General features: G+C 56.9%; 19 protein-coding genes and 1 pseudogene. 7 read left to right on the top strand and 13 right to left on the bottom strand.

What is annotated here, in order from left to right:
• Positions 1-47: 47 nt before the first annotated feature.
• Positions 48-2915, bottom strand: a pseudogene (locus SHEL_RS15585) (InlB B-repeat-containing protein); the annotation flags it as partial.
• A gap of 1987 nt (positions 2916-4902) precedes the next feature.
• On the opposite strand from SHEL_RS15585, the gene SHEL_RS05625 reads away from it, so the two are divergent.
• On the top strand, positions 4903-5592 hold the full coding sequence (locus SHEL_RS05625; protein ID WP_012798285.1) for a LytTR family DNA-binding domain-containing protein: 690 nt from the start codon (positions 4903-4905) through the stop codon (positions 5590-5592).
• 325 nt (positions 5593-5917) lie between these two features.
• Here the strand turns inward: SHEL_RS05625 and SHEL_RS05620 are convergent, their stop codons facing one another.
• Both SHEL_RS05620 and SHEL_RS14265 read right to left on the bottom strand, forming a co-directional pair.
• Positions 5918-6295, bottom strand: coding sequence for a PH domain-containing protein (locus SHEL_RS05620; protein ID WP_012798284.1), 378 nt, complete (start codon positions 6293-6295; stop codon positions 5918-5920).
• A 288-nt stretch (positions 6296-6583) separates the two neighbouring features.
• Positions 6584-7564 carry a hypothetical protein gene (locus SHEL_RS14265; RefSeq protein WP_012798283.1) on the bottom strand — a complete coding sequence of 327 codons (981 nt, stop codon included), beginning with the start codon at positions 7562-7564 and terminating at the stop codon, positions 6584-6586.
• A gap of 336 nt (positions 7565-7900) precedes the next feature.
• On the opposite strand from SHEL_RS14265, the gene SHEL_RS05610 reads away from it, so the two are divergent.
• Entirely contained in the window at positions 7901-10825 is a 2925-nt protein-coding gene (locus tag SHEL_RS05610) for a DEAD/DEAH box helicase (RefSeq protein ID WP_012798282.1), read from the top strand.
• 5 nt (positions 10826-10830) lie between these two features.
• Here SHEL_RS05610 and SHEL_RS05605 read toward each other — a convergent pair whose 3' ends face one another.
• Positions 10831-11220, bottom strand: a complete 390-nt coding sequence (locus tag SHEL_RS05605) for a (deoxy)nucleoside triphosphate pyrophosphohydrolase (RefSeq protein WP_012798281.1) — start codon at positions 11218-11220, stop codon at positions 10831-10833.
• Positions 11221-11463: 243 nt separating this feature from the next.
• Here SHEL_RS05605 and SHEL_RS05600 point away from each other — a divergent pair, with 243 nt between their 5' ends.
• On the top strand, positions 11464-11679 hold the full coding sequence (locus tag SHEL_RS05600; RefSeq protein WP_012798280.1) for a TM2 domain-containing protein: 216 nt from the start codon (positions 11464-11466) through the stop codon (positions 11677-11679).
• A 298-nt stretch (positions 11680-11977) separates the two neighbouring features.
• On the opposite strand, the gene SHEL_RS05595 is transcribed toward SHEL_RS05600, so the two are convergent.
• From SHEL_RS05595 to SHEL_RS05560, 8 genes are all read right to left on the bottom strand, one after another.
• Positions 11978-12259 (bottom strand): type II toxin-antitoxin system YafQ family toxin, encoded by a 282-nt coding sequence (locus tag SHEL_RS05595; protein ID WP_012798279.1) that lies wholly within the window; start codon positions 12257-12259, stop codon positions 11978-11980.
• Between the two features lie 7 nt (positions 12260-12266).
• Positions 12267-12545: a type II toxin-antitoxin system RelB/DinJ family antitoxin gene (locus SHEL_RS05590; RefSeq protein ID WP_012798278.1), complete on the bottom strand. Its 279-nt coding sequence runs from the start codon at positions 12543-12545 to the stop codon at positions 12267-12269.
• A 100-nt stretch (positions 12546-12645) separates the two neighbouring features.
• Positions 12646-13836 carry a macrolide family glycosyltransferase gene (locus SHEL_RS05585; protein ID WP_012798277.1) on the bottom strand — a complete coding sequence of 397 codons (1191 nt, stop codon included), beginning with the start codon at positions 13834-13836 and terminating at the stop codon, positions 12646-12648.
• Positions 13833-14042, bottom strand: coding sequence for an AbrB/MazE/SpoVT family DNA-binding domain-containing protein (locus SHEL_RS05580; protein WP_012798276.1), 210 nt, complete (start codon positions 14040-14042; stop codon positions 13833-13835). Before SHEL_RS05580 ends, SHEL_RS05585 begins: the two co-directional genes overlap by 4 nt.
• Positions 14043-14199: 157 nt before the next feature.
• On the bottom strand, positions 14200-15315 hold the full coding sequence (locus SHEL_RS05575; RefSeq protein ID WP_012798275.1) for a zf-HC2 domain-containing protein: 1116 nt from the start codon (positions 15313-15315) through the stop codon (positions 14200-14202).
• Entirely contained in the window at positions 15312-15803 is a 492-nt protein-coding gene (locus tag SHEL_RS05570) for an RNA polymerase sigma factor (protein WP_012798274.1), read from the bottom strand. Before SHEL_RS05570 ends, SHEL_RS05575 begins: the two co-directional genes overlap by 4 nt.
• Before the next feature lie 257 nt (positions 15804-16060).
• Complete coding sequence (locus tag SHEL_RS05565; protein WP_012798273.1) at positions 16061-16948, bottom strand: proline iminopeptidase-family hydrolase; 888 nt, start codon at positions 16946-16948, stop codon at positions 16061-16063.
• Positions 16949-17000: 52 nt separating this feature from the next.
• Positions 17001-17627, bottom strand: a complete 627-nt coding sequence (locus SHEL_RS05560) for a flavodoxin family protein (RefSeq protein ID WP_012798272.1) — start codon at positions 17625-17627, stop codon at positions 17001-17003.
• 864 nt (positions 17628-18491) lie between these two features.
• Here SHEL_RS05560 and SHEL_RS14260 point away from each other — a divergent pair.
• Entirely contained in the window at positions 18492-20000 is a 1509-nt protein-coding gene (locus SHEL_RS14260; protein WP_012798271.1) for an N-acetylmuramoyl-L-alanine amidase family protein, read from the top strand.
• Between the two features lie 105 nt (positions 20001-20105).
• Here the strand turns inward: SHEL_RS14260 and SHEL_RS05550 are convergent, their stop codons facing one another.
• Positions 20106-20576, bottom strand: a complete 471-nt coding sequence (locus tag SHEL_RS05550; RefSeq protein WP_012798270.1) for a hypothetical protein — start codon at positions 20574-20576, stop codon at positions 20106-20108.
• 169 nt (positions 20577-20745) lie between these two features.
• Here SHEL_RS05550 and SHEL_RS05545 point away from each other — a divergent pair, with 169 nt between their 5' ends.
• The 3 genes from SHEL_RS05545 (at position 20746) to SHEL_RS05535 (ending at position 24176) form a co-directional block, all read left to right on the top strand.
• On the top strand, positions 20746-21561 hold the full coding sequence (locus SHEL_RS05545; RefSeq protein WP_012798269.1) for a hypothetical protein: 816 nt from the start codon (positions 20746-20748) through the stop codon (positions 21559-21561).
• Between the two features lie 185 nt (positions 21562-21746).
• Positions 21747-23417, top strand: a complete 1671-nt coding sequence (locus SHEL_RS05540; RefSeq protein WP_012798268.1) for an ATP-binding protein — start codon at positions 21747-21749, stop codon at positions 23415-23417.
• A 54-nt stretch (positions 23418-23471) separates the two neighbouring features.
• Positions 23472-24176 (top strand): response regulator transcription factor, encoded by a 705-nt coding sequence (locus tag SHEL_RS05535; protein WP_012798267.1) that lies wholly within the window; start codon positions 23472-23474, stop codon positions 24174-24176.
• The last annotated feature ends 202 nt before the right edge of the window (positions 24177-24378 follow it).

Genomic DNA, 24378 nt, shown 5'->3' with positions numbered 1-24378 from the left:
TCAGTGATCTTGTAGCTGCTGCCGGCAGCAGTGCCAGTAGTGCCGCTTCCCTCAACGGCGGCATAGAGCTCCCAGCCAGCAATGGGCGTGCGGGCGAGCGTGAAGGTCTTGCCGACCTTCAGAACCTCGGTGTGCGAATCCATGCCAGGAATCGGGTCGCCGTTCATGTCAACGTAGTTGACGGTGACCTTAACGTTCTTGAAGCTGGAGTAGTAGAACGTAAGAACGTTCTGAGCCTCGTCAGCGGCCAGAACGAGCTCCTTCTCGACCGCGTCGGGGAAGAACTCCACGCCGTTCAGCTCGGGTACTGCCTCATACAGCGCGTCATAGTCGACCGCTGCAGCCAGCTCGATGACAGACGTGGTGTCACCCGGGACACCCGTAAGGTTCTTCTCGGCTGCAACTGCAGTACCGGCGCCAGTCTCACCGTCAGCGATGACGTAACGAACCTTATAGCTGGTCGTCTCCGACTTCGGAATGTATACGAAGGTGATGACGTTGTCAGTGTCGTTGCCCGAAAGGCTCAGAGTCATGCTGTTGTCCTGCGGGCGGAAACCTGCAACGGCAACCGCCTGCTCAGTAATCTCCTGACCAACAGTAAAGGTCGGGTTGGTGATGGTCTTCGGAGAGGCAACGTCGTTTCCAGCCTGATCCACATACTTGACGGTGTAGGACAGCGTCTTTGGCGTCCAGTGCGCATAGATGGTCGTGTTTTCGGTGATTTGCGTCGTCCACTGGAAGAGCTCACTACCATCTGCGGTCGTATACCAACCGTCGAAGACATAGCCGTCCTTGGACGGAGTCTCGGAGGGAGCGGAAACCATGCTGTACTTTGCAACGTCCTCGACAGTGCTGTAGACCGTTGAGGCGTCCTCGCCATCAACAAACGTGACGTCGAAGGTGGGCGGAGTCCACTTGGCATAAAGCACCAGGTTGGACGCGGGCATGGTCGAGAAGTTGTACGGCGTGGTGAGACCAGAGTCGGCGTACCAGCCAGCGAAGGTGTAGTCGGAGTCCACGCCGCACTGCTCTGCCGTGGGGGTCCAAATGTAGGGCGCCTTGTTGATGTTGGCGTCGAACTTCACGTTGCTGATGGTGTCGAGTCTGGTGGAGCCGTAGTAGTAGTCGATGGTGTACGTGTTGCGGTTGTAGTAGAGGTTGTACGTGAATGTATAGTCTTCGTTGTTGCCGTGGTCGAAGGTGTAGCCGCTGATGACCTTAGGCGTGATGCCGTAGGAGTCCGCGTTGTAGGTCTGGCTGTACGTCTCGGAGCGGGTGTAGCCGTCATCGTCCGCGTTCTGGAGGTAGTAGTTGACGGTGAACGTATACGCGTTTCCCCAACTTGCCTTCCAGTTCTGCGTTTTGCCACTCGACGGCAGCAGGTCCGTGTTCATGATGAGCTGCTTGGTGACGTACCTCGTGCCCTGGCCGTTCTTCTGCCAGCCCATGAACGAGTAATAGTTGCTCCCGGCAGAGGGCCAGAGGCTCGAGATGTCCTGGCCGAGCTTCACATTAAAGCTGTAGGTGTTGGTGGTCGTCGTGCCATTGGGCCTGATGATGTAGTCGCTCACCCTGCTCTGGTGGTTCCTGTCAAACGTCATCGTGTACTCGGTCAGCTTGTAGTACACGTACAAGACCGAGCTGCCGTCAGCAGCGATGACCACGCTGGAAGAGGCATTCTTTGTAGTGTCGACCTCCCAACCAGTACGAGTAACAGACGGAGCAGAAGACGCCTGAACCGTTGTACCAACAGTTCCGGTGCCCGTCCTTGAGTTGTCATACACGTAAGAGGACTGGGTACCCGTGTCGTTGTACTTTTCGAACATGTACACGATTGTGTAATCGACCTCGTCGCCCTCCCAGTTGGCATAGAGCGTGGTCTCGCCGTTCACGGTTACCGTAGAACCCGCAGCCTTAGTGCAGGCTTCGTCCAAGTACCAGCCTTCGAAGGTGTAGCCGTCGCGAGTGGGATCAGCCGAAGAGACGGTGTACTCGGTGCCATATGGAACAGTCGCGCCAGCAACGTAGCTACCGCCAGTAGAGTCGTAAGACACCGGGAAGTTCTTGCGGGTGTAGTAGACATGCACTTCCTGGCCAGTGGCCTGGGTAATCTCCGCGGTTTCGGCACTCTCGAATGCCGCATAATCGTAGCTCTTGACAGTCGGGGTCACCGTAGAGTGAAGAACGCCCTTGACGTCCTCGGTCCTATCAATCTCGGTATAGCCGTTGCCATCAAGGTTCTTGAGCATGTACACGAAGTCGTACTCGGCGGTGTGCTCGACATACTCGATGCGCACAGTGGCGGTATCGCCGTCAAAGTCATCTGCAGCGACTTCAACGACCTGGTTGGTCGCATAGTAAACCGGGCCACCTGAAACCTCGGTGCTGTCAGTCTGTGTAGATGCCGGAGCCGTGATGGTATACGGAAGCTTGTCGGTCTGAATAAGGTCGGTGTTGAAGATGACCTCTTCACCACGGTCGTTCAGGTAGTAGTACTCAGCCTTGATGTTATAGATGTCAATGGTACGGAACTGCGCGACAACGGTCATATCGCCGTTGACGACGGTGGCTGCAGTAACCTCTTCGCCAGTCTCCGAATCAACCCACTTCTCGAATACTTTGCCAGCAACGAACGGATTCTGCGGCATAGTACCGATAGCTTCGCCGTCGTTGCGGTAGTACTGGGAAAGAACCTCGCCGGTGTCTTCAACAGTGAAGGACACCTTGTATTCACTCTCAAACTCAGCAGTCACCGTCAAATTGGACTTGACCTCGCCGCCGGTAAACTCAGCATCGTTGAGGCGCCAGCCAATGAACTGCTTGCCTTCGATTGCGGGATCCGAAGGAAGGTCTTCGGAGGTGATGACGTCACCGTAGTAATAGGTATCGGTCTGATAGGGCTCACTCTCGACCATATAGGTGACGGTGAAGGTGTTCTGGGTGTAGTCAGCCCAGACGTCGGTGTCACCAGAAACAGCTACGGTGTTGTCGAAGTCGCCACCGCTGTAGACCCACTTACTGCTGTAGCCGGTCTTTGTGGGGACAGTAGGCATGTCATTCACGCCGTAATTAGAGTCGGCGTTGACCGTCCTGGTATCTACGACTTTGGATTTGGTTTCATCCGTATAGAAGGTGACAGTGTAGTTAATCAGCTCGTACTTGGGAATAATAGACGTATTCTCAGTAGGAATGTAAGTGGAGCTGATCGGACCTTCTCCATATGTGGGGGTGCCGTAATTGTCATAAGAGCCAACGTACCACACGCCAGTGTTGTCTTCGTAGTAAGGAACATCGGGCAGGTCGCCGATCGCCTCGCCCTTCACGACCTCGATGGCATTAACCACGTTGGCGTTCCTGTCGTAGAACGTCACCGTCCAAGTCTCGGGTGCAGCCTCTTCGCCGCCTTCTTCAGTCGCTTCATCTTCGCCGGCCTTCGCGTCGCGGGTGGCGGCCAGCTTTGCCTTATCGTTAACGGGGGAAGTCACAACAAGTGCGTAGGGAGAGAAGTCTTTGGTTTCGAACGTGGCGCTGCCGCCGTCGATCGTGGCGCTGATGGGTTCAGTACCATGCAGCACGTGCAGGGTCTGGCCACTGGCGACGGTTGCACCGGACAGCGTAACCTTCACGTTTTCTGCGGGCTTAACGGGCTTGCCGTCCTTATCAACGAACGAAATGTCGACTGCCTTGAAGTCGACGATCTCATCCTCGAAAGCAGCTTGCGCGTCTTCCTTGGTCACGCTGCTCGGACCAAGCACAAGCTCGGTGTCTGCTGGCAGCGTCCCGTTGGGATCGCTGACCGTGACCGCAACGCCGTCATAACTATCATTAAGTGTTCCGGCGGTTTCCTCGGCCTCTTCGTCGGCGGCAGCTTCAGGCTGGGCGGCCTCGCTGTCAGCTTCAGCATCTTCGTCAACCGCGGGAGCTTCGGGCTCAGATGCTTCCGGCTCTTCGGCCGCGGACTCGGGATCTGCCGCGGACTCAGACTCAGCTGGAGGTTCGCTCTCCGGTGTGGTGGTTACCTCCTCCCCATCGGATTGCGTGTCGTCGCCATCGACGAGCAACGTGTCGTCCGTCACGGTGAGACTTTCGTCATTCTCACCTGCGAACGCCGTGCTAATAGACGCTGCATTCCATGTCATCATGCTAAGCGAGATGGTCAGCAAGATAGCAAGCGCTTTGCTTGCCAACTGCCGCGTGTCTCGACTTATGTGGACGAATGACTTTTCCAACATGAGCCTACCACTCTCCTACGGTTACGTCCCCTTCAAGACTTCCTTCACCAGACGGATCCCGTCCCGTCCGGCCATTACCTTCTTTCGGCCCCTTCCAACGTTCGGCCGTGCGCAAGGCACACGTATGCCCAAGTTGCCTAGAAACCTAGTCTTGAATGATAGCTATAGCGATTTCAACCTAGGTTCAACTGTGACCGAACGTCCTGCTTTCGAGACTGAATACGGCGAGCATCCAGGGTGCGGCACGGCTCATTTAATCCAAGTTGCAATTCGATCCGCGAGTATTGCCACAAGCGCCCCGTTTTATGCTTTACCTGTACTGGTTTTCGGACAGCTTTTCGCCATCGAAAACACCTTTTCGGATTGATGGATCCCATCCCCAAACGCAGACGCTGCAGTAGCGGAGCCAAGCCCCGCGCGCGGCTATTTCGCAGGGCATCGGCGGATGCGGTTTTTCAGGCTCACGTCACCATTTTCAAAGTGTCAAATCACGATTTGTTATATGCGTGCCAAAAATGTTCTTAGTCAAATTGTATACATGTATCTATATCTAACTCTATATTTTTCGTTGGTCATTGAAACATGGTATTTGCTTGGCTGACGTTTTACTATAATGGTCAACCAACATTAGGGTATTTGTCAGGCGCAGGAACGTATTGGGAGGAAGCGGATGCCGCTCGTTTGGCACACGCATGCAAAACAGCCGTCGCAACCAACGGCGAACCCAGCCGAGCAGGCCGTCCAAGCCAGCCGCGAACTGCTGCACGTCCTGCATCCCGATGCACCTGCGGCAATCGACGCCCTCGCATGCCGCGTGACGAAAACCGAAGCGGACACCGTGCAGGTGAGCTGCTCCCCTTTCGATCCGGACGCAACGACCGAAGGTCCGGACGCCTTCCACACGATCTGCTGGCGCGTTCGTGAAGACGCTTCGCTGCATCTGGAAAGCGTCCAGTCAGGCACAATCCCCTCTGGGGAAACGGACCTTCGCCCCGACGTAGCAGGCGAACGCCGCCGCTCGCAGCTACCCCTGCAGGCCAGCGACGCGCAGGGCACAACGCACTGGCTCACCCCCGACGAAATCGTGTTTGTGGAAGCGGACCACCAGTACACCAACGTGCATTGCCGCATGGGCTCCATACGTCTGCGCAGCTCGTTCGGCGACGTGGTGAAGCAGCTCGACAACGTGGTGCTGAAGGTGCATCGCAGCTACGCGGTCAACCCCGCCTACGTCCGGCGCCTCGAGCGCGAGATTCTGTATCTGACCACAGGTGACAAGCTGCCTGTGCCCAGCAAGCGCGTGCGCCAGGTTCGCCGCGACCTGCTGGAGTGGTCGCGCCAGATGGGCTCGCGCCAGTAGCCGCCTTCTGCAGCTGCAAAACGGAGCTAAGTATTGGCCGACGCCTTCGCCCATCCCCCATCGCACGCACGACGCACGAATACCAAATCATGGTTTGACAACGGCCAGCAAACCCCGCATCGGCACCTTTCCCGACGGACCGAAGCGACCTGCGCAGCGCGAAAACCCCGCCCGAAAAAGCTCGAGGGAGCGACAGCCACGTCGCTCCCTCATGATGTGGAGGTTATCTCTGCGGGCGGAGGTACAGGAACCCGCGTCGACAGGTTCAGTATGCTCCTGCGCCTGCCCGCGCATTGCGCAATAAGAATGGACGGCGTCCTCTTCCCTATCGCAGGCTGTACGCGCTGATGATCTGACCGATCTGCACGATGTCGCTCGAACCCGTGAATTCGAACTTCACCTTGCCCAGACCGCTGAAGTACATTTCCAGCTCGCTGTCCATGTCGAAGGTGCCGGAGGTCTCAACGGAGAACGCCGAGATCTTCGAATACGGCAGCGACGTGAGGTCCTTCTTCTTGCCGGTGACGCCCTGGATGTTGACGGCGATGACGCGCATGTTGGTGAACACCACGTAGTCGCGCATGGCCTTGTAGGCGCCGACGATCTGCTCGTTCTGCACCATCAGCGGCTGCACGTCGCCGACGATCTTCTTAGGGTCGATGCGAGACATCTTAAAGAATGCGCTGTTGTTGAAATCAATCATGGTTAAGCCCCTTCCGTAAGAGTTATCGCGTTGATGCAATAGTAGGTTTACAGAATATGTCATGTGGCTCACTCTTGGGACACTCAACAAATCTTACGCAACCGGTTAAGCTCTCCCCTTGTCCCGTCGTCCCGCCCAGGCCCATGCGCCCCGTGCTCAAACAGTCCTGCTTTGGCGAAATGTCCACTGGACATTTCGCGTCGTGCGGAACTGCGCGCGGGACGCATGGGCCTGGGCTGGCCTACTGGGGCCCGCAATTCACTTGCAGGCCCCATTCGGTTGCAATGCTTAGTCGATGTGGTATTCGAAATCGATGAATTCCGCCATGATCGAAGGCACCGTCATCGTTGATCCCATTACCGTCTCGTATGTGTAGAGGCCCGTCGATGTGCCATACACGGTCACGACGTCGTCTTCGAGAATACGGTCTTCTAGCTTCTCGGCGTCAATGGCCACGAGCACGGTATCATCCCAGAATCCGTTGCCCTCGTCGGTTATGTCGATGCGGTAGAGGTTCCCCGAAGAGTCCTCCATTACTTGTATGACCTTACCGGTAACGGTTACGTTCACCCCAACCCAATCGGACTCGTTACGGGCAAGAGAATCGTAATCGACGCTTTCGCACGTAGCCACATAGTCCTCTTTAAGCGGTGTTGTGCAGGCAACGCTCATCTCGTACGTGCAATCTTCTGCGGTTACCACAACCGTGACCACCTGGCCGGCTTCGAGCGTAGGTTCGTCATCCAGCGTGAAATCAGTCACCTCTTCTTCCGTTCCGTCAGAATACGTGCCGGTCACGGTGACGTCTTCTGCCGTAACAGTAGCACCTTCTTCGGTGTCGCCAAGGTATAGCGCGGTAATTGATTCGAGCGTCGGCTCTTCAACCACCGGCTCGGGCTCCGGCTCCGGCGCCTCAACTTCGGCCTTGTTCTCCTGGGCAGCCGATTCGGTTGCCGCAGGCTGGTCCGAAGTCGACGTGCTGCTTTCGGTTGTCTCACTGGATCCGCCACCCGCAACTGCGCCAATCATAATCAGCACGGCCAATACCGTGAGAACAATGCGCACTACCTGATTTGTAGGCTTCTTAAAAACCCAGGCCAGAACAATGCCGATAGGAGGAAACAGAATCATGAGCAGAACCACAAACCAGGTCTTGCGATAGAACTTCTCTTTCTGCGGCGGCGTGTTGTAATTGAATTCTTGATTGGGGTCGTAATACGTCTGCCCGCTCGGGGGCATAATCGGCTGAGGATTGGGGATGTTGTCCATAGCTGCCTCGTTTCACTAGATTCCTTACGTTGCCGGCTTGCCATGGATTGTAGGCTTTATATAATTCACGCGTGTCCTTCTTTATGGACACTAAGTCATTTTTAGGACAGTCTTTTCGAATGTAAGCGACAATAACCCAACGTTCGTTGGCGCTCCATCCTGTTTTACCCTGCTATTTAGGGGTTTAAAAACCCAGTTCGATGGCCTGGATAGGTCTGCAAATCTCCTTTAATCCGATGGCGCACAAACTCGTTTTCGAGAATCATGAAGAACGATCTTGCTTGATGTCCCCTTGAGCTTTAACCTGAATCAAGACGAGTCTGAAACGGAGCATCTATGCACAATACGGCAGCCATCATAAACGATTTGCATGAGTCGGTCGAAACGTCCCTCTTCAACCATAGGCACGATTCGCGTCAAGACCTTCAGCTTGCGTTGGTAATCAACGACCACAAGGCTGGCGAGAAGATGCTGAGCCACGTTCTCAGCGAACTCAGTGCATGCGACGAGTTTGAAATCTCTGTCGCTTTCATACGCACCAGTGGACTCATCTTATTAGCGAACGTACTTGACGAATTGGAAGAACGCGGTGTTAGAGGCCGGGTCTTAACAGGTACGTATCTAACATTCAACGAACCTGATGCTTTCAGGCGTTTGCTGAATTACGAGAATATCGAAACTCGCGTCTACAACGGGAGCTTCCACGCAAAAGGCTATCTATTCAAACATGGCGAGCTTAAAAAGCTCATTGTCGGCAGCTCTAACCTTACCGATACGGCACTTACATCTAATCAGGAGTGGAACCTTTCGGTCACGAGCGCCGAAAACGGGAAACTTGCAAAAGATTACCAGCTTGAGTTCAACCGTCTCTGGAACCACGAAGCTACGTCAGTCCTAACCGATGATTGGCTGGCAGAATACGCGGAACACTACGACAAATATCGGAAGCAAGCGGTCAGATCGTTCTATTACACACCCCAGGAAAAAATGATCAGACCAAATGTCATGCAGACAGAAGCGCTTGCCGGCCTTGCCCAACTCCGCGACGAGGGTAAAAACCGTGCGTTGCTGATTTCGGCAACAGGAACCGGCAAGACCTACCTATCAGCGTTCGACGTGAAAGCCTTCTCTCCCAAGAAGGTTCTATATGTTGTTCACCGGAATAAAATCGCCCGCAAATCGATGGAAAGCTTCCAAAACGTTCTATCCAGCAAGGAGTACTCATTCGGAATGTTCTCCGGAAGCGAGAAGACAACTGATGCGCGTTGCATATTTGCTACGGTGCAAACACTCGCAAAGCGGGAGAATCTCGAGAAGTTCGCAAAAGATGAATTCGACTACATCATCGTTGATGAGGTTCACCGTGCTGGCGCCAATTCATATCTTCGGTTCATGGATTATTTCGAAGCTGAGTTCATCCTTGGCATGTCAGCAACGCCGGAACGAACGGATGACTTCGACATCTACGAACTGTTTGACCACAATATCGCCTATGAGATTCGGCTAAATGACGCACTCGAATACAACCTCTTGGTTCCCTTCCATTATTTCGGAGTTGCAGAAGTCTGCATTGATGGCGAATTGCTGGAAGAAGACGCGAGTTTCAATAGGCTTGTAAGCGACGAACGAGTGAGACATGTCCTTAACGCCATCAATAAGTACGGTTACTCCGGCGAACGCGTTCATGGCCTGGTCTTTTGCTCGCGCATTGAAGAAGCTGAAGAGCTCTCCCAGAAATTCAACAACCTTGGCTATAAAACCGTTGCGCTCTCGGGCTCCACCAGCGAGGCCTTGCGCGACGACGCAATCGAAAGACTCGAGCAGGACGAAGACGACGAAAACGCATTGGACTATATTTTCACAGTGGACATATTCAATGAAGGCATCGACATCCCTGCCGTCAATCAAGTTGTCATGCTAAGGCCCACTCAATCGGCAATCGTTTTCGTACAACAGCTAGGACGTGGGCTTCGCACTTCTGAAGGCAAAGAGTACGTCGTGGTCATCGATTTCATCGGAAACTACCAGAAGAACTATCTGATCCCGATCGCACTGTTCGGAGAGCGGAGCGGCAGCAAAGAAAAACTTCGCAAGCTCATATCCAACGGATCTTGCGAGATACCCGGATCGTCCACGGTCTCTTTCGACCGAATCTCCACCGAACGGATCATCGACAACATCAACCGAACCAATCTATCCAAGCTATCAATGATTCGAGATGCGTATAAGGAGCTGCGCGCAAAGATCGGATCTATCCCTACGCTGCAAGACTTCTTAGATCACGGGTCAATCGATCCATCTATCATTTTTGAGAATGACACCGTTCGCACATACCACCAGTTCCTTGTTAGATACGAGAAGGAGTACAACGAGGTTTTCTCGATTGACGAGGAAAAACTCATGGAGCTCCTTTGCAGGGAGATCGCAGATGGAAAACGCGAAGCCGAGCTGATCTTGATTGATGAGCTCTTGCAAAACAGGAGCATCACCATTAACGAGCTCGCACGTAAAATCGCTGATAATTCAAAATCCTCCGGAACCGATTGCGAACTCACATTCGAATCCGCAAAAATGCAGGCCCTTTCGGCGACGCGAGTGCTGGACTTGAGCTTCTTCGGCGACAGCGCCACAAAGAAATACGCCCCGTTTTGCTCCGTCAGCAACAGCGTGATTTCCAGATCGCCGGAGCTTGAAAAAGCACTCAGCAACGAGGCCTTCGTTGAGGAAACGATCGACGTAATCCTTGCCGCTTTTCGCATCCACGAGAGAGATTATCACAAGCCTTTCAACGATCGGCCTTTCACGCTGTATCAAAGGTATTCACGAAAAGATGCATGCCGCCTCGCCTGCTGGGAACACGATGAGCACGGAACCATATTCGGATACACGTTCAAATACGACGACTGGCTGGTCTTTGTCACCTACGAGAAGGCTGATGACATTTCGGAGTCGACGAAATACTCCGACCATTTTGAAACAAGGGACGTTTTTCATTGGATGACCAGGAGCAGAGTGGGCCTCGACTCCAAAGAGGGCAAAATGCTTCAGGAGTACGACCCTGAGAAAACCAGGATTCATCTATTTGTGAAAAAAGAAGATGGCGAAGGGCAAGACCATTACTACATGGGCACAATCAAACCTGAAAAGATTGCTCCGACCACAATCAAAGGAAACAAGGGCGAAGACCTTCCGATCCTCGCCGTTGAATTCAAAATGGATGAACAGGTACGACGCGTCGAATATGACTACATCGTCAATTAAAACAATCAGGCAAGCTTTGCCTTAAGCATAGGGACCAAGCCGGCATCCGCAGGAAGCCATTCCACAGAATCGATGTCGTCTTTCCCAACCCATGCCAAATGGCTATGGTCGTGCAAGACGATCTCGCCGCGTGCGATTTTACAGAGGTAGCAATCCATGTCTAGATGAAACGTCGGATAGTCGTATTCGACCTTCGTAAGAAATTCCTCATCGCAAAGCTCCACTTCGAGCTCTTCAAGGATTTCGCGCCTACAAGCATCCAAAGACGTTTCGCCGTCTTCAAGCTTTCCACCAGGGAATTCCCAACCGCCTGCAAAGTCTCCGTAGTTCCGCTGCGTTGCGAGAATCTTCCCATTGTTTTGAATGATCGCAGCTGCAACTTTAATCGTCTTCATAACGCTCCTAATTGAACTAGTAGTACAGACCCAGGATAGAGCTTTTAGGATCATTCAGGATGCGAAATGGACCTTTCTCAGGAAGATCTCAACATGAAGGACGATTGCAACAAGGTTCCGTCAAGATGACAGCGGCGTGACAGTGCATCGCTTGTCCCGAAACACGACCACGTGCGCGCATCCGTTGGAGTATCATGCACCGTGTAAAACGCATTGCGCGCGACACGTTCGAGGGGGGTTCACATGGCACGCGACCACATGGCCAACAAGTTCGTCTACATTGTCCTGGCTATTTTCCTGGGCGACTTCGGCGTCCACAAGTTCTATTGCGGCAAGACCAAGATGGGCATCCTGTACCTGGTATTCTGCTGGACGGGTGTTCCGGCCATCATCGGCTTCATCGAGGGCATCCTGGCCATCTTCAAGCCAGCTGACGCTGCGAACATGATCTGGGTTTAAAGGCTTTCGGGCCTGACCCCAGTTTTACGAAAGAACCCCGGCGTCCCTTCTCGCCGGGGTTCTTTGCATGTCAGGTGGCCAACAACGGCGCGAGACGCCAAAGGGGGTCGCGAGGCGCCCCTTCGATGCGTGTTCGCGCGCTTTCCACTGGCTCATTATCGGGCTGCGCCAAAAGCAGCCGCAACTTCCAAACCTTGCCGTTTGTCTTGGATGCCTTTACAGACGACGCCCCGCCGTTTTGACCCATGACTTAACATGCGATTGCACGCAAATCGGCTTCCCGCGTATCGGATGCCGTCTACTCGTCGAACAAATCCGAGTGCGTCCCTGTTCGCGATGCGGTAAGTATCAGACGGCCCTTGTCAATCGCGTATATCAGCAGCCAATCGGGGCTAACATGGCATTCACGAAATCCAATGTAGTTGCCCGATAGCGCATGGTCGCGATGGCGTTCGTCGAGCGGCTCCTCGGCACAAAGCTTGTCAAGCACAGCCTGGAGCTTGCGCATGTCCAACCCACGCTTCTTCGCCCTCTTATAATCCTTCTTGAACTGCGATGTGGGAACGAGCTTCAAGGACATGGCGCCCCTATTTGTCGAGCGCCGCAAACATGGCTGCTGCAGAATCGAAGGTGTCCGTCTCGGCCTTGCCGTTCATGATATCGCGCGCCTCTTGCATGGCAGCTTCCGTCTCAGCGTTATAACGGGGCTGACGCACGTCGAAGGGGAGCCCGCCCTCCATGACAGACTTATGCAAGAAGACGTTGATGGCCTCGGTGAGGGTCATTCCCAGGCTTGCGAAGATCGTTTCGGCGCTGGACTTGACCTCTGGGTTCACGCGCATGTTGATTGTTGCGGTCTTTGCCATGGTCTGACCTCCTTTGTAATTACATTGCATATGCATTGTATAACATCATAATGTCAAAGGCAAGAGGATCCGGCCGCGCTCCATGACATGTCGCATAGTCCTAAACCCCCACGGGACGACGTGCCACCTGCTCGATGAAGTCCGCGGCGCCAGCCGGGCCCGCGCAAGAGCGCAAGTCATCGCGCATTCGCGTGGAGCCCTCTCTCAGCCGCCCGTCCTCCAGGGCGCCGACTATCGCCTCGCGCAGCGTCGCGGCGTCTTTCGCCATTCGTTCCTCGAGCATCGCACCTGCACCGACCTCCGTGACACGTCTCGCCACGGCGCGTTGCTCACCGGTCAGCGGAAAGAGCAGCTCGGGCACGCCCATCCACATGCCCTCCGACGCGCTGTTCATGCCGCAATGGGTGACGAACAGGCTCGTCCGCGAGAGCACCTCCATCTGGTCCACGTACTGCTCGACGCGCACATTGCTGGGCAGTTCGCCCAGCTGCGCGGGGTCAAACGCCTTGCCGCACGAGATGATGAGATCCGCATCGGCATCGCGCAGCGCGTTTATCAGCGTGCGGTAGAAGCCCGGACGGTCGTTTATCACCGTACCGAGCGAGGCATACACCAGCGGCCTGCCGCTCTTTTCCTTAGGAGCCACATCGCGCACCGACGGTCCCACAAAGCGGTAATGCTCCTCGTCGAACGTCTCGGAGCATGGCTGGAACTTCCGCGAGGTGTAGACGATGGTGTTGTCCCCGGGCTTGTTGCGCACGATGTCGAGCGCGCTTTTCACCTCGTAGCCCAGGGGCCGGAGCCTGCGGATCTCGCGGTTCAGGCGTGGTAGGCCCAAGACCATGTCTGCCATCTCTGAGGCGCTGTAGCTCATGTACTTGGATGAGTACTCGTTGAACGCGAACGTCGTGGTGGAACACACCCAAGGCAGGCCGTGCTTGACCGCTGCCAGCTTGCCCCAGAAGCACGCCGAGTCGGTCACCACCACGTCGGGACGCCAGGTCGCGACGTCTTCGGAAACGACCGGATCGAGGTTCGCGACCGTGCGGAACGACTGCACGCTCATCTCGGTGGTGGACACCCTGCGGAGTCGCTTCTCGGCTTTCTCGTCAATGGGCGGCAGGAAGGAGTCGCAGGCGACGAACTGGGCGCCCGCACCTTCGATCTTTGCCCGGAACTCCTCGAACGAGTAATAGCGAACCTCGTGGCCGCGCCTTGTGAGCTCGCGCACGACCTCCATGGTGGGATTGGTGTGGCCATGAGCGGGGATGCAGAACCAGAGCGCCCTCATCGCCTGTCCCCTTCGAACACCGCTTTGATCCATCCGTCGAACTGCTCCTTGGGCGGAATGGCGAGGCCGCGCTCGACGTCTCCCAGAATGATAAGCGTGTCACCAGGCTTGATGCCGAACATGTCGCGCGCCTCTTTGGGAATGACGATCTGCCCCTTGGCACCGACCGTCGCCGTCCAAGCCCCCTTGCCCTCAGGCATCTCCATGGCATCCTCCTTTGCGGTATAACTAGTTATACAAATCATACTGCGTTTTCGTTTTGTTTCGAGGCGGATTGCAGAAAAGTCGCCTTGCGCAACCATGGAAAAGCCGCCGGACAAACGGTTCCGGCGGCTTTGTTGTTCGGGTTGGTCGCTAGCCGATCTAGCGGGTATAGCCTTCCTGCTCGGCCTCAAGAACCCAAATCTGCTCCACGATCTCCTGCTGCTGACGATACAGCTCTTCCAGGTCCTCCGAAGCCTGCTCATTGTTGCGCTGGCGCTCGTAGAATTCGCGTTTGGCCTGTTCGTCCGCTTCCCAAACCACTTCGCATGCCGCGTCCGCGTCATACATCCCTTCCGGCGTGTCGTAGTAGCGGACCTCGATAATGTCGGACGAATCGGACAGCGCAAACTCGTCCATGCCGTTATCGTAAATCGGCTCCACATAGCGGTCCCAGAACGACTGCCGGCACGAGACGTTCATGACGCCGGTTTCGTCCCAGTAGCTGTCAAACATCACATGACCGGCACCTGTATACTGCAGATTAACGTAACCATCCCCGTTCTGGTACACGTTGATGTCCTCGCTGTAGGGAACGTCCCACTCGTACGAGTTCATGAGCCCCACGGCCAAGCAGCATGCCACGAGCACCGCCACGGCCGTCCCTAAGCCTGTAAGCAGGCGTTTGTTGCGGATGAACCGCTTCAGCCCGCGCAATACCTTCGCGTCCTCCAAACCCTGCTTCGGCGCCACAGGAATCTGGACCACGCTGTTCATGCCGTCCAGATAGCCCTGGCAGCCAGCACAGGATTGCAGGTGCGCATCTACCATGGCCCGCGTTTCGGCTCCCACCACATCGTCCACGTACAGCGGCAGCAGGTCGCGGATGACGCCGCAGGTCACCACCTGGCCCGTTGCAGACGCTTCCGCCGCAGCCACCCCGCAGACGCTGTCAGCCGCTTCGGCGGAACCCGGCTTCGGCGGTTCGGCCGGCACGCCGACGCCGCCATCGAATCCGTCTAGAGCCTGCTTCGAAACCTCGGCTGCCTGGTGTACATCTGCGCCGTCTGGCCCCACGCCCTGCGCACGTTCGCCGACCTGGCCCTCGGCCTCATCGGTAAGGCCCGCAGCGTCGTCTTCAACAGGGTCTTCATCCACCGCAGCGGCCCGACCATCGTCGGTTTCTTCCATGGCGGCCTCGCCCTGCTCGGCAGCCCGTTCCGCCGATTCCTGCACACGCTCCGCCGCGTCGGGCGCCTCGCTCTTCTTCTTGCTCATTGCTGACCTCCTGATTCAAGGTACTCGACAATCATCTGCTTCGCGCGATAATACGTCACACGTGCCCAACCTGGGCTTTTGCCGAAGATTCGGGCAATCTGTTCGAACGACAGCTCGCCGAACACCCGCAGGTTGAACACTTCCTTGTACGGCTCGCGCATTTGATGGAGGAATCGATGGATGTGCAGCGCGTCGTCGGAGTTTGTCAGGCTTATGACCACGTCGGGGGCGCGCGTGTCGGGCATGTCGGGAGGCTCTGTGCCCGTCATCAGGCCGTTTTTGCGGCAATACGAGTAGAACGTGTTGCGCGCGATGGTGAACAGCCATGCCCGGATGTCCTTCGAGCCGTCGAACGAATCGATGGTTCGCAGCGCCTTCGCGAACGTTTCCTGCGTCACTTCTTCGGCCACGTCCGCATCGCCCGCCAAACCGCAGGTGAAGTGGTACACGTCCTTGAAGTACCGCCTATATATGCCTTCGAAGTCCACGCTTGTCAGTTCCTCCTTCGCCCCAATAACGCGCGAGGCCGTGAAACGTTACAGGCATTGTAGGCCTTCCACAAACCCTCCATGAATGCTTCGCAAGCGCGTGAACGCGCAGTGCACAAGGGTGCGGGATGCGTCACGTGCTCCGGGTCCAGACGCTTTGAGTCGCGCGACCCATCCTTACGAAAGAACCCCGACGACATGTATCGCCGGGGTTCTTTGCTTTCGGTTGCGCGCGACGGCGGCGGTGTCTTCCCTCCTTACTCGTGGCGGCTGATGAACTCCTCCACCGTGCGCATACACAGGTCGGGATGCAGCAGGTGCGCCTCGTGCACCGCGTTGGGGATGAGCACCCATTCGCAGCCGGGGATGCAGTCCACGCCCTCTTTGATGGTGAGCGGCGTGCCTTCGTCGTCCGTTCCCGACATGGCCAGGCACGGCACCTTGATGCGCCTGCACGCCTCGCGCATGTCCCAGTCGCGGAGCTTGCCCGGGCACACGAACTCGCTGGGACCCTGCATGACCAGGTAGCACTCCCCCATGCCCGCTTCGCTTTGCGCGTGGAACTCCGGAAACGGCGGATAGGTTCCCACCACGTGGCGCTTGTAGTACTCGGCGATGGCCTCCTGGGCCTCGGGCGTGTCGTAGTCGCCCGTGGCCTCGGCCGTCTGGATGGCGCGCTGCATGTGCTCGGGCAGGTAGTTGATCAGGCGTTTCGCCTCGTCGAGCCAGGTTTGGATGCGTACCGGCGACGAGTTGATGACCATGGAGTGTATGCCTTCGTCGTCATGGGTGGCGATGAGCATTTCCAGCATGCCGCCCCAGGAGCTGCCGAAGGTGTGGCATTCGTCCAGCCCCAGCGCCTCGCGCACCACGTAGAATTCCTCCAGCCACAGATCCGTGGAGTAGAAGTCGTCCTCCTGGTGCGGGATGGCGGACCTGCCGCAGCCCAGCTGGTCGTAGAAGATGATCTGGCGGTCGTAGCGGTCGGCCATGTACGCGTAGGTCAGCAGATAGTTGTGGCAGAAGCCCGGCCCGCCGTGCAGCATGACCAGCGGAAGCTTGCCGTTGCTTTTCTGCTCGCCGAAGATCCGGTAGTACGTCTTAAAGCCCGCGAAGTCGATGTAGCCTTCGGTCTGAAATGCCATGTCCGCTCCTTGTGTTCGGGGCCGGACGCCGTAACGCCCGACCCCGCCTTCGCTACCGGTTGAAGTTCGTGAACAGCTTGGCCTCGCGCTCGGGCGCCTGGATGCCTGCGGCCTTGCCGGCCTCCTGCATCTTCAGCATCCACGCCATGTTGTGACCCAGCGTGCGCATGGTCTGCAGGCCTTCGAGATCCTGTTCCACCTGGTCGGCCCGAGGACCGTGGATCAGGTTCCAATACTGGCTGCCCACCACCATCATGTTCGAGATCAGGAAGAACTGGTTCAGGCGCTCGAACGACGCCGTTGCGCCGCCGCGGCGGCACGACACCACGCAGGCCGCCAGCTTGCCCTCGAGCTTGCTTGCCGGCGTGCTGTAGAAGAACCGGTCCATGAACGACTGGAGCCTGCCGGTGGGGCCGCTGTAGTACACGGGCGAGCCCACCACCAGGCCGTCGAACTCGTCGAAGCGGGCGGCCGTTTCGGAAACGATGTCCTTGAAGACGCACGTGCCGGTTTCGGAGCACTTTCCGCAGGCGATGCAGTCCTGCATGGGTTTGGTGCCCAGCCACAGGGTTTCGGTTTCGACGCCGTCGGCGGCAAGGGCACCGGCCACTTCCTCAAGCGCGATGGCGGTGCAGCCATGCTCGCGCGGGCTGCCGTTGATCAACAGGGTTTTGCTCATGATTCCCCCTTTGAGCGACCGATATTTGCTTGCGGCAATTCTACCATTCCTCTGCGGGACAACGGGGGACAACGGGGACGGAGCCTTGGAGGTGCCAGAAAACGCGTCCCGTGTGCTGCCCTTGGACAGTTTGCCCCGCACATGTGCGGGGCTTTCTATAAGGGTCCACAACCCTGGCCTCTGCGCGAAGCGCGAGAGCCAGAAAACCACCCGCTAGGCGGGTGGCCATGATTTTGAGGGGGGCATTCGGGATGGGGGCGCGCGGGCGCCGCGGGGAGGAGACGCGCGCGTTTCCGCCACCCCCCCGGTCAACGTGGGGACGGTCGCACGGTTTCGGTGGATATTGAGTCTTTCGTGCAGCATTTCATGCGATTATGAGTCCTTTTTGCAGCGTTTTTCCTGATTGTGAGTCCGCTGGGTTGGCGAGCTAGATGAATGACGATAAGAATTGATGAAGTAACGTTATTCAGAAGGAGCGGCTGGCTTTGAATGCGGCTCACAATCCGTCTAATCCATGCGATAAGGGCTCACAGTCAGGCAAAACCATGCGAGAAAGGCTCACTATCGTCAGAATCCACGTAAGGGGCTCATGGCCAGAAAAAGGCGCGCGGGGCCCGCGCTCGGTTGGGGCTCGCACGGGCGCTCGCGACTAGGCAAAACTCGCGTCAGAGAATCGTGGTCGGGTACGATTTGCGCGAAGGCTCATGACCAGGTGAAACTTGCACAGGAACCCGCAGCCGGGCGGAATCCGCACAAAAGGCTCGCGACTCGTCGAAAGCCGCAAAATGGTCCATATCGACCATGCGCGGACGCTTTCTGTATGCCATAATGCAGGTAACTGGAGCGTCGACGGAGGGAGCCTCTATGAAGACAGCTATACATCGGGCTTTTCTGACATCGGTTCTGCTTGCGTTTTGCATGGGGTGCTTGCTGGTCGCGTTGCCCCAGCCGGCATTCGCTGACAGCCACTATCCCGATCCGGATCGGATTTTCTTGGACGGCATGCGCTACTCCGAAGGGCATCCCGCAGGCGCGTCGTACAACCCGAGCACGGGCGTGCTCACGTTGAACAACTACAACGGCGGCGGCATCTACGTGCAGCACCCGGAGAGCTTCGAGGCGGAAACGCTGACCATCGACCTGAAGGGCGACAACGTCGTCACCTGCATAAACGCCGGCAATGACGCAGGCATCGACATATCGGGCAGTGGAAGCGACCTGATCATCACCAGCGCCGGCGGGGGAACGCTGACCGTTACCAGGGAAGAAGGCAGTACGTCTGTCGGAGCGGTCGACGGTATATTCGTCAATCGCGGCATCTGCATTTCCGGCAATGCGGTTGTCTACGTGAACGTGTCGAGCATCAGCAGCTCAAGCCCATACGTTACCGGCATTTCGAGCGCGAATTCCAACATCGAGGTAAAGGACCATGCGTCGCTCGACATTTTTGTTTCGGCGGAAACGGCCGCGGGCTGCTACGGCATCCAGACGTACGGCAATGACAAAGGCCTGATGATCTCCAGCGACAAGGCGGTCAGCATCGAGTGTTACAGAAACGATGGCGGCGTGACGCACGGCCTGCACGACCAGCATACGACCGTGCCGTTCATGTTCTCGAACACGCCGAAGGTGACCATCAAGGCGAACGCGGTGTGGACCAGCAACAGCGTCAACGAGAAGGATTACCTGGTGGACGGCTACTCGCAGGAAATCACCGGCTACGGAAGCGATTCCGTGTATGTGTACGAGATTCCTTACGAGAATTGGGGCTGGATCAAGGTCGGCACGAAATGGCGGTTCTACATGGGCGGCGGCGCGTATATAACCAGCAGCTTCTTCACCGACAAGAACAAGACGTACTACTTCGGCGACGATGCGTTCATGGTCACCGGCTGGAAGAAGATCGACGGTACCTGGTATTACTTCGAGTCGAACGGCGCTATGAAGATCGGTTGGGTGAAAGACGGCGGCAAGTGGTACTACACCGCCATGGGCGGCGGCATGGTGAAAGGCTGGCAGAAGATTTCGGGCACGTGGTACTACTTCAACGGCTCGGGCGTCATGCAGACTGGCTGGCAGGCCATCGGCGGGAAGTGGTATTGGTTCACGGACAGCGGTGCTATGGTCACCGGCTGGGCGAAGATTTCCGGCAAGTATTACTATTTCGACTCGTCGGGCGCCATGCAGAAGGGCTGGCTGAAGAGCGGCGGCTCGTGGTACTACCTGAACAGCTCGGGCGCCATGGTCACCGGCTGGGCGAAGATCTCGGGCACGTGGTACTACTTCTTCAGCAACGGCAAGATGGCCACAGGCACGCAGACGATCGGCGGCAAGACCTACCGCTTCGCCTCCAACGGAGCCTGGTTGGGGTAACGCATTCAAAGGGGACAGTCCCCCTATGAATTATGATTCTGTAAAACGGCAGGTCAACGCACGGTGGACCAAAGGGGACAGACCCTTTTGGTCCACCGTGCGGGGTTAGGCCAGCTGGTCGCGCATGACGCGGCTGGTCAGCTCCACGCGGGTGTTCACGTCCAGCTTGTCGTAGATGCGCAGCATCGCGGCGTCGAGCAAGTCCAATGCGTGATTTCCCGGCTGCACGGGCGCGTTGAAGTTCTGCCAGATGACGCGCGCGATCGTCCGCGCGATGAACAGCCTGCCTTCGACGAACGTGGTGATGGGTTGAATAAGCTCGTCCACGTTCTGCCCCGTGTCGCCCTCGTACACGTTGTGCCGGCGCGCTTTGGGCTCGGCTCCGCGCAGCACGCTGCAAAACTCGGCGATTTCGACGGCCGACCAGCGGTCCATGGTGTCGTCGTCCATGACGTTCGACTCCGATTCCGGGTATTCCGCCCGAAACCCCTCGCGCAACGCCACGACGATTTCCCGCTCGTGCTCCTCCAAAAACCGGGCGACATCCTCGCCCGAATTCAGCATCGGTTCGGCCATGTACGTGCCTTCCTGCAAACTGCCTCGCAAATCGCCCGCATTCCCAAAAGTACTAATCCGACATTACACAAGTACTAGTACTCCCGAATCTACCTGCAATTGCGCCAGGTACCTATAGTGTGCACGTGGTTGGAAATCGAGCAAGGAAATCGCAGGAAAGGAGCCCACTATGGATATCAGCGGAACCAACCTGATGCCGCACATGCAGTACGTGGCCGACATGCCCACGCAGATCATCAATGCGATGCAGTTCAACGTCGAGTGCATTCCCAACATCATCGCATGGATGCCCTGCATGACGTTTGGCTACCTGATGTACACCGAGGCTATGAGCATCATTAAGAAGCAGGGCACCGACCCGTACCCGCTGCTGCTGCATTGCTGGATGATTACCATCGACACCATCGGCACCATCACCAGCTGGTATCTGGCGTTCACCTACCACTTCTTCTGGATCTTCGTGGTGTTCGGCATCGGCCTTCCCATCTGGGTGTTCATGGAGACCAAGTGTATCCACGCCGTCATCGTGAACCAGGAGGAGCGCAACCGTCATTTCCGTAACCTGGCCAAGGGCGACGTGACCGAGAAGCAGGCCCGCATGTGGGCGTACGGCATGATCGTGGCTTCCGCGTGCCTGAACATGTACACCATGGACATGATCGGCGGCATCACCAACGCTGCCGTGTGGGTCATCTGGCCGCTGACCAACTACGTGTTCCCGCTGTGGTGCTGGCGCGAGTTCCGCGCCCGCGGCGTCGAGGAAGGCACCCGCGACGGCGCCACCATGAGGCTGTACGTCATCCTGATCATACAGATCAGCCTGATGTGGGTCCCCGGCCTGTCTTGGTACCTGGGCTTCACCCAGTTCACGCACTACCCGGCGTACTACGTGATGGGCGCCGCCATGACCGCGCTGTGCATCCACAACGCCTGGCAGTACTCCAAGCTCCCGCCGATGCGCGGCACCGAGGCCAAGAGCAAGTAGCGGCCGCTCCAACAAATCCGACCAGAAGGGCAGTCCCTTCTGGTCGGATTTTTGTTTTCGGAGGTGTATGTGCAGCACAGGGGGTCCGGCTCGCTGTTTCATCGGTTTCTTGCGACGGCTTTGAAAGAGTGGAATAATCTATGCCATCTGAGGAGGATGAACCAATTGCAAAGTCGAGGTGGCGCATGAAGTCCAGGCTCGAGATTCTTATCGCACTGCCCACGTTCATTGTGATCACGCTGCTTCTTGTGGTCAGCGCCGCGGCGGAAGTGTGGCTCCAGAGCAAGCAGAGCGAAGAAATCCTTCATGAGCAGGCATACATCCTTTCCCAGGAAATGCAGGCCGCATGGGATTTCGTTTCCGTCAACCAAGACAGGATCAACACCGACGGCGACGGGTCGTTTACCTTCAAAGGCCTGCACTGCTCCATTGCAGGCACCTCGATCGGCGCACTGTTCACCAATCGCACCGATTACGTCATACGATACGCGTCCGACCATCCCCGCAACAAGGCCAATCTGGCCGACGACTTCGAATCCGACGCAATCGACTATTTCCGCTCCAACAGCCGCGCTAAGGAGTACTGTCAAACAAACTTCCTGCTCAGCGACGCCGAATACTATCGCTACGCCGTTCCGCTGGTCATGGGCTCGGAATGCGTCGGCTGCCATGGCGACCCTGCGGGGGAAATCGACGTGACCGGCTACCCGAAGGAAGGCATGCAGAAAGGCGACCTGGTGGGCATTGCCAGCATCTCCATTCCCGTGGACAGCCATAAGGAGGATTTGAAAGCGCAAATTATCCATCGCGTGCTGCTGTCGACCGGCGTCCTTGCGGCGTGTTTCCTTACTATTACCCTCGTGACCAGGAGATACGTAATCCATCCTTTGCGCAAGGTTGAAGGGGCGGTGCAAAAGCTGGGTTCGGGCGACATGAGCACCCACATCGATGTCGAAGCCATCAACGCTTGCGGCGAAATCAACGTCTTAAGCGGGCAGTTCAACAACATGGCTTCAGAGCTCGACGCGCTGCACAAGCATCTGGAAGAGATGGTGGCAACGCGCACCGAGCAGCTGGCCGATGCGAACGAGACCCTTGCGGAACAGGCCGCCAAGCTGGAGGAAATGAATCGGCGCCTGACGGAAAACGACCTGTACAAGTCGCATTTCTTCACGATGATGAGCCACGAGCTGCGTACCCCGACCACTGTCATTCGGGCCTACATCGACATGCTCGAGGAGGAGGGCGACTTGGATGACGAAGCCAGGAGGAACGCCGTCAAGGCAATTCGGACAAACGCGCAGTCGCTCTCGAAGCTGGTGGACAGCATTTTGGAATCCGCGAGAATGGAAGCGGGTGCTGTGAAGCTCGAAAAGACCGTTGTGGACGCCGCCGACATCATGGTCGAGGTGGAAAAGACCTTGACGCCGTTGGCGCAGGACAAGAGCATCGACCTGCAAGTGTCCTACGGAAACACGCCGCTGTTCATGGCCGATGCGAACAAGCTCCTTCACATTCTGGAGAACCTAGGATCGAACGCCATCAAATACACCGGCTTCGGCGGAGAGGTTTCGGTAAGCGCAAGCCTGGACGAAGAGGCTGGCGAAATGCGCTTTGTGGTGTCCGACAACGGCATTGGGATATCGGAAGCCGATAAGCAGGTCGTGTTCGAGAAGTTCAAACAGGCGGGAAGCTCGGTGTCCAAGCCGGTCAGCGGGAGCGGCTTGGGCTTGGCGTTGGCAAAAGAATATGCGGAGCTGCATGGCGGGAGTATACTGCTGGAAAGCGCGCTCGGCCAGGGAAGTGAATTCACGGTCTGCATCCCGTTCGAAGAACCGGATTTCGGTTTCGAATAACGGGGGCGCAGAGGCAGCAGTTGGAAAGCCAGGACGAATCGGCAGGGGGTTCGAATGCCGAAGACCATACTTGTCGTTGACGACGATGCGAGCATCCGCGATGCGGTAGCCATCTACATGAAAAGGGAGGGTCACGACGTCGTGCAGGCGAAAAACGGCGTCGAAGCCTTGGAGGTGTTCAACCGCCAGCATCTTGACCTGGTCATTCTCGATGTGATGATGGAAGGCTACAACGGCTTCGAGGTTTGTTCCGCCATCAGGGATAAAGACATCTCCCTTCCCATTATCATTCTGTCTGCGAAGGACGACCTGGTGGACAAAGGCCTGGGCTTCAAGCTGGGGGCCGACGACTACATCACAAAGCCGTTCGAGCCGGCCGAGCTGGTGATGCGCGCCAATTCCTGCCTTCGGAACAGGTCGCCCCAGGAAGCGGAGGCCGAGCCGCAGGCGGGCGGCGGCGGGTCCGTCATCACGCTGGGGGATCTGTCGATCGACGTGGACACGCGACAGGTTACCGTGGGCAACCGGCGTTTGGACCTGACGACGAAAGAGTACGACATATTGCTGCTGATGGCGCGCCGTCCGAACGTCGTTTTCACGCGGCAGCAGATTCTGGACTCCGTATGGGGGTACGGGTACGTTGGCAGCTCGGGCGTGGTGGCCGTCTTCATTCGCAAGCTGCGCGAGAAGATCGAGGCCGACCCGTCCAGGCCTGTGCACATCATTACCGAGTGGGGCGTTGGATATCGCATCGTATAGCGGGGCTGGGGCGCGCGGGGCGTCTGTCTGAAGCCGGGCCGTCGTTAATAATTGGTAATAAAAAGAAATGCGTTCCTTAATCAAATCCTAAAACCTTCTCTTTACTATGGGGTGCATGGGGCGCGATGCGCCCGGCGCATGGTCGGGGGATTGACTGCGTGCAACAGGGCACACAGCGTAGGCGATGCGCAAGATGAACGAG

The sequence above is a fragment of the Slackia heliotrinireducens DSM 20476 genome, assembly GCF_000023885.1.
In the GTDB taxonomy this organism is placed as follows: Bacteria; Actinomycetota; Coriobacteriia; order Coriobacteriales; family Eggerthellaceae; genus Slackia; species Slackia heliotrinireducens.
This window is presented reverse-complemented; position numbering and strand designations above follow the sequence as displayed.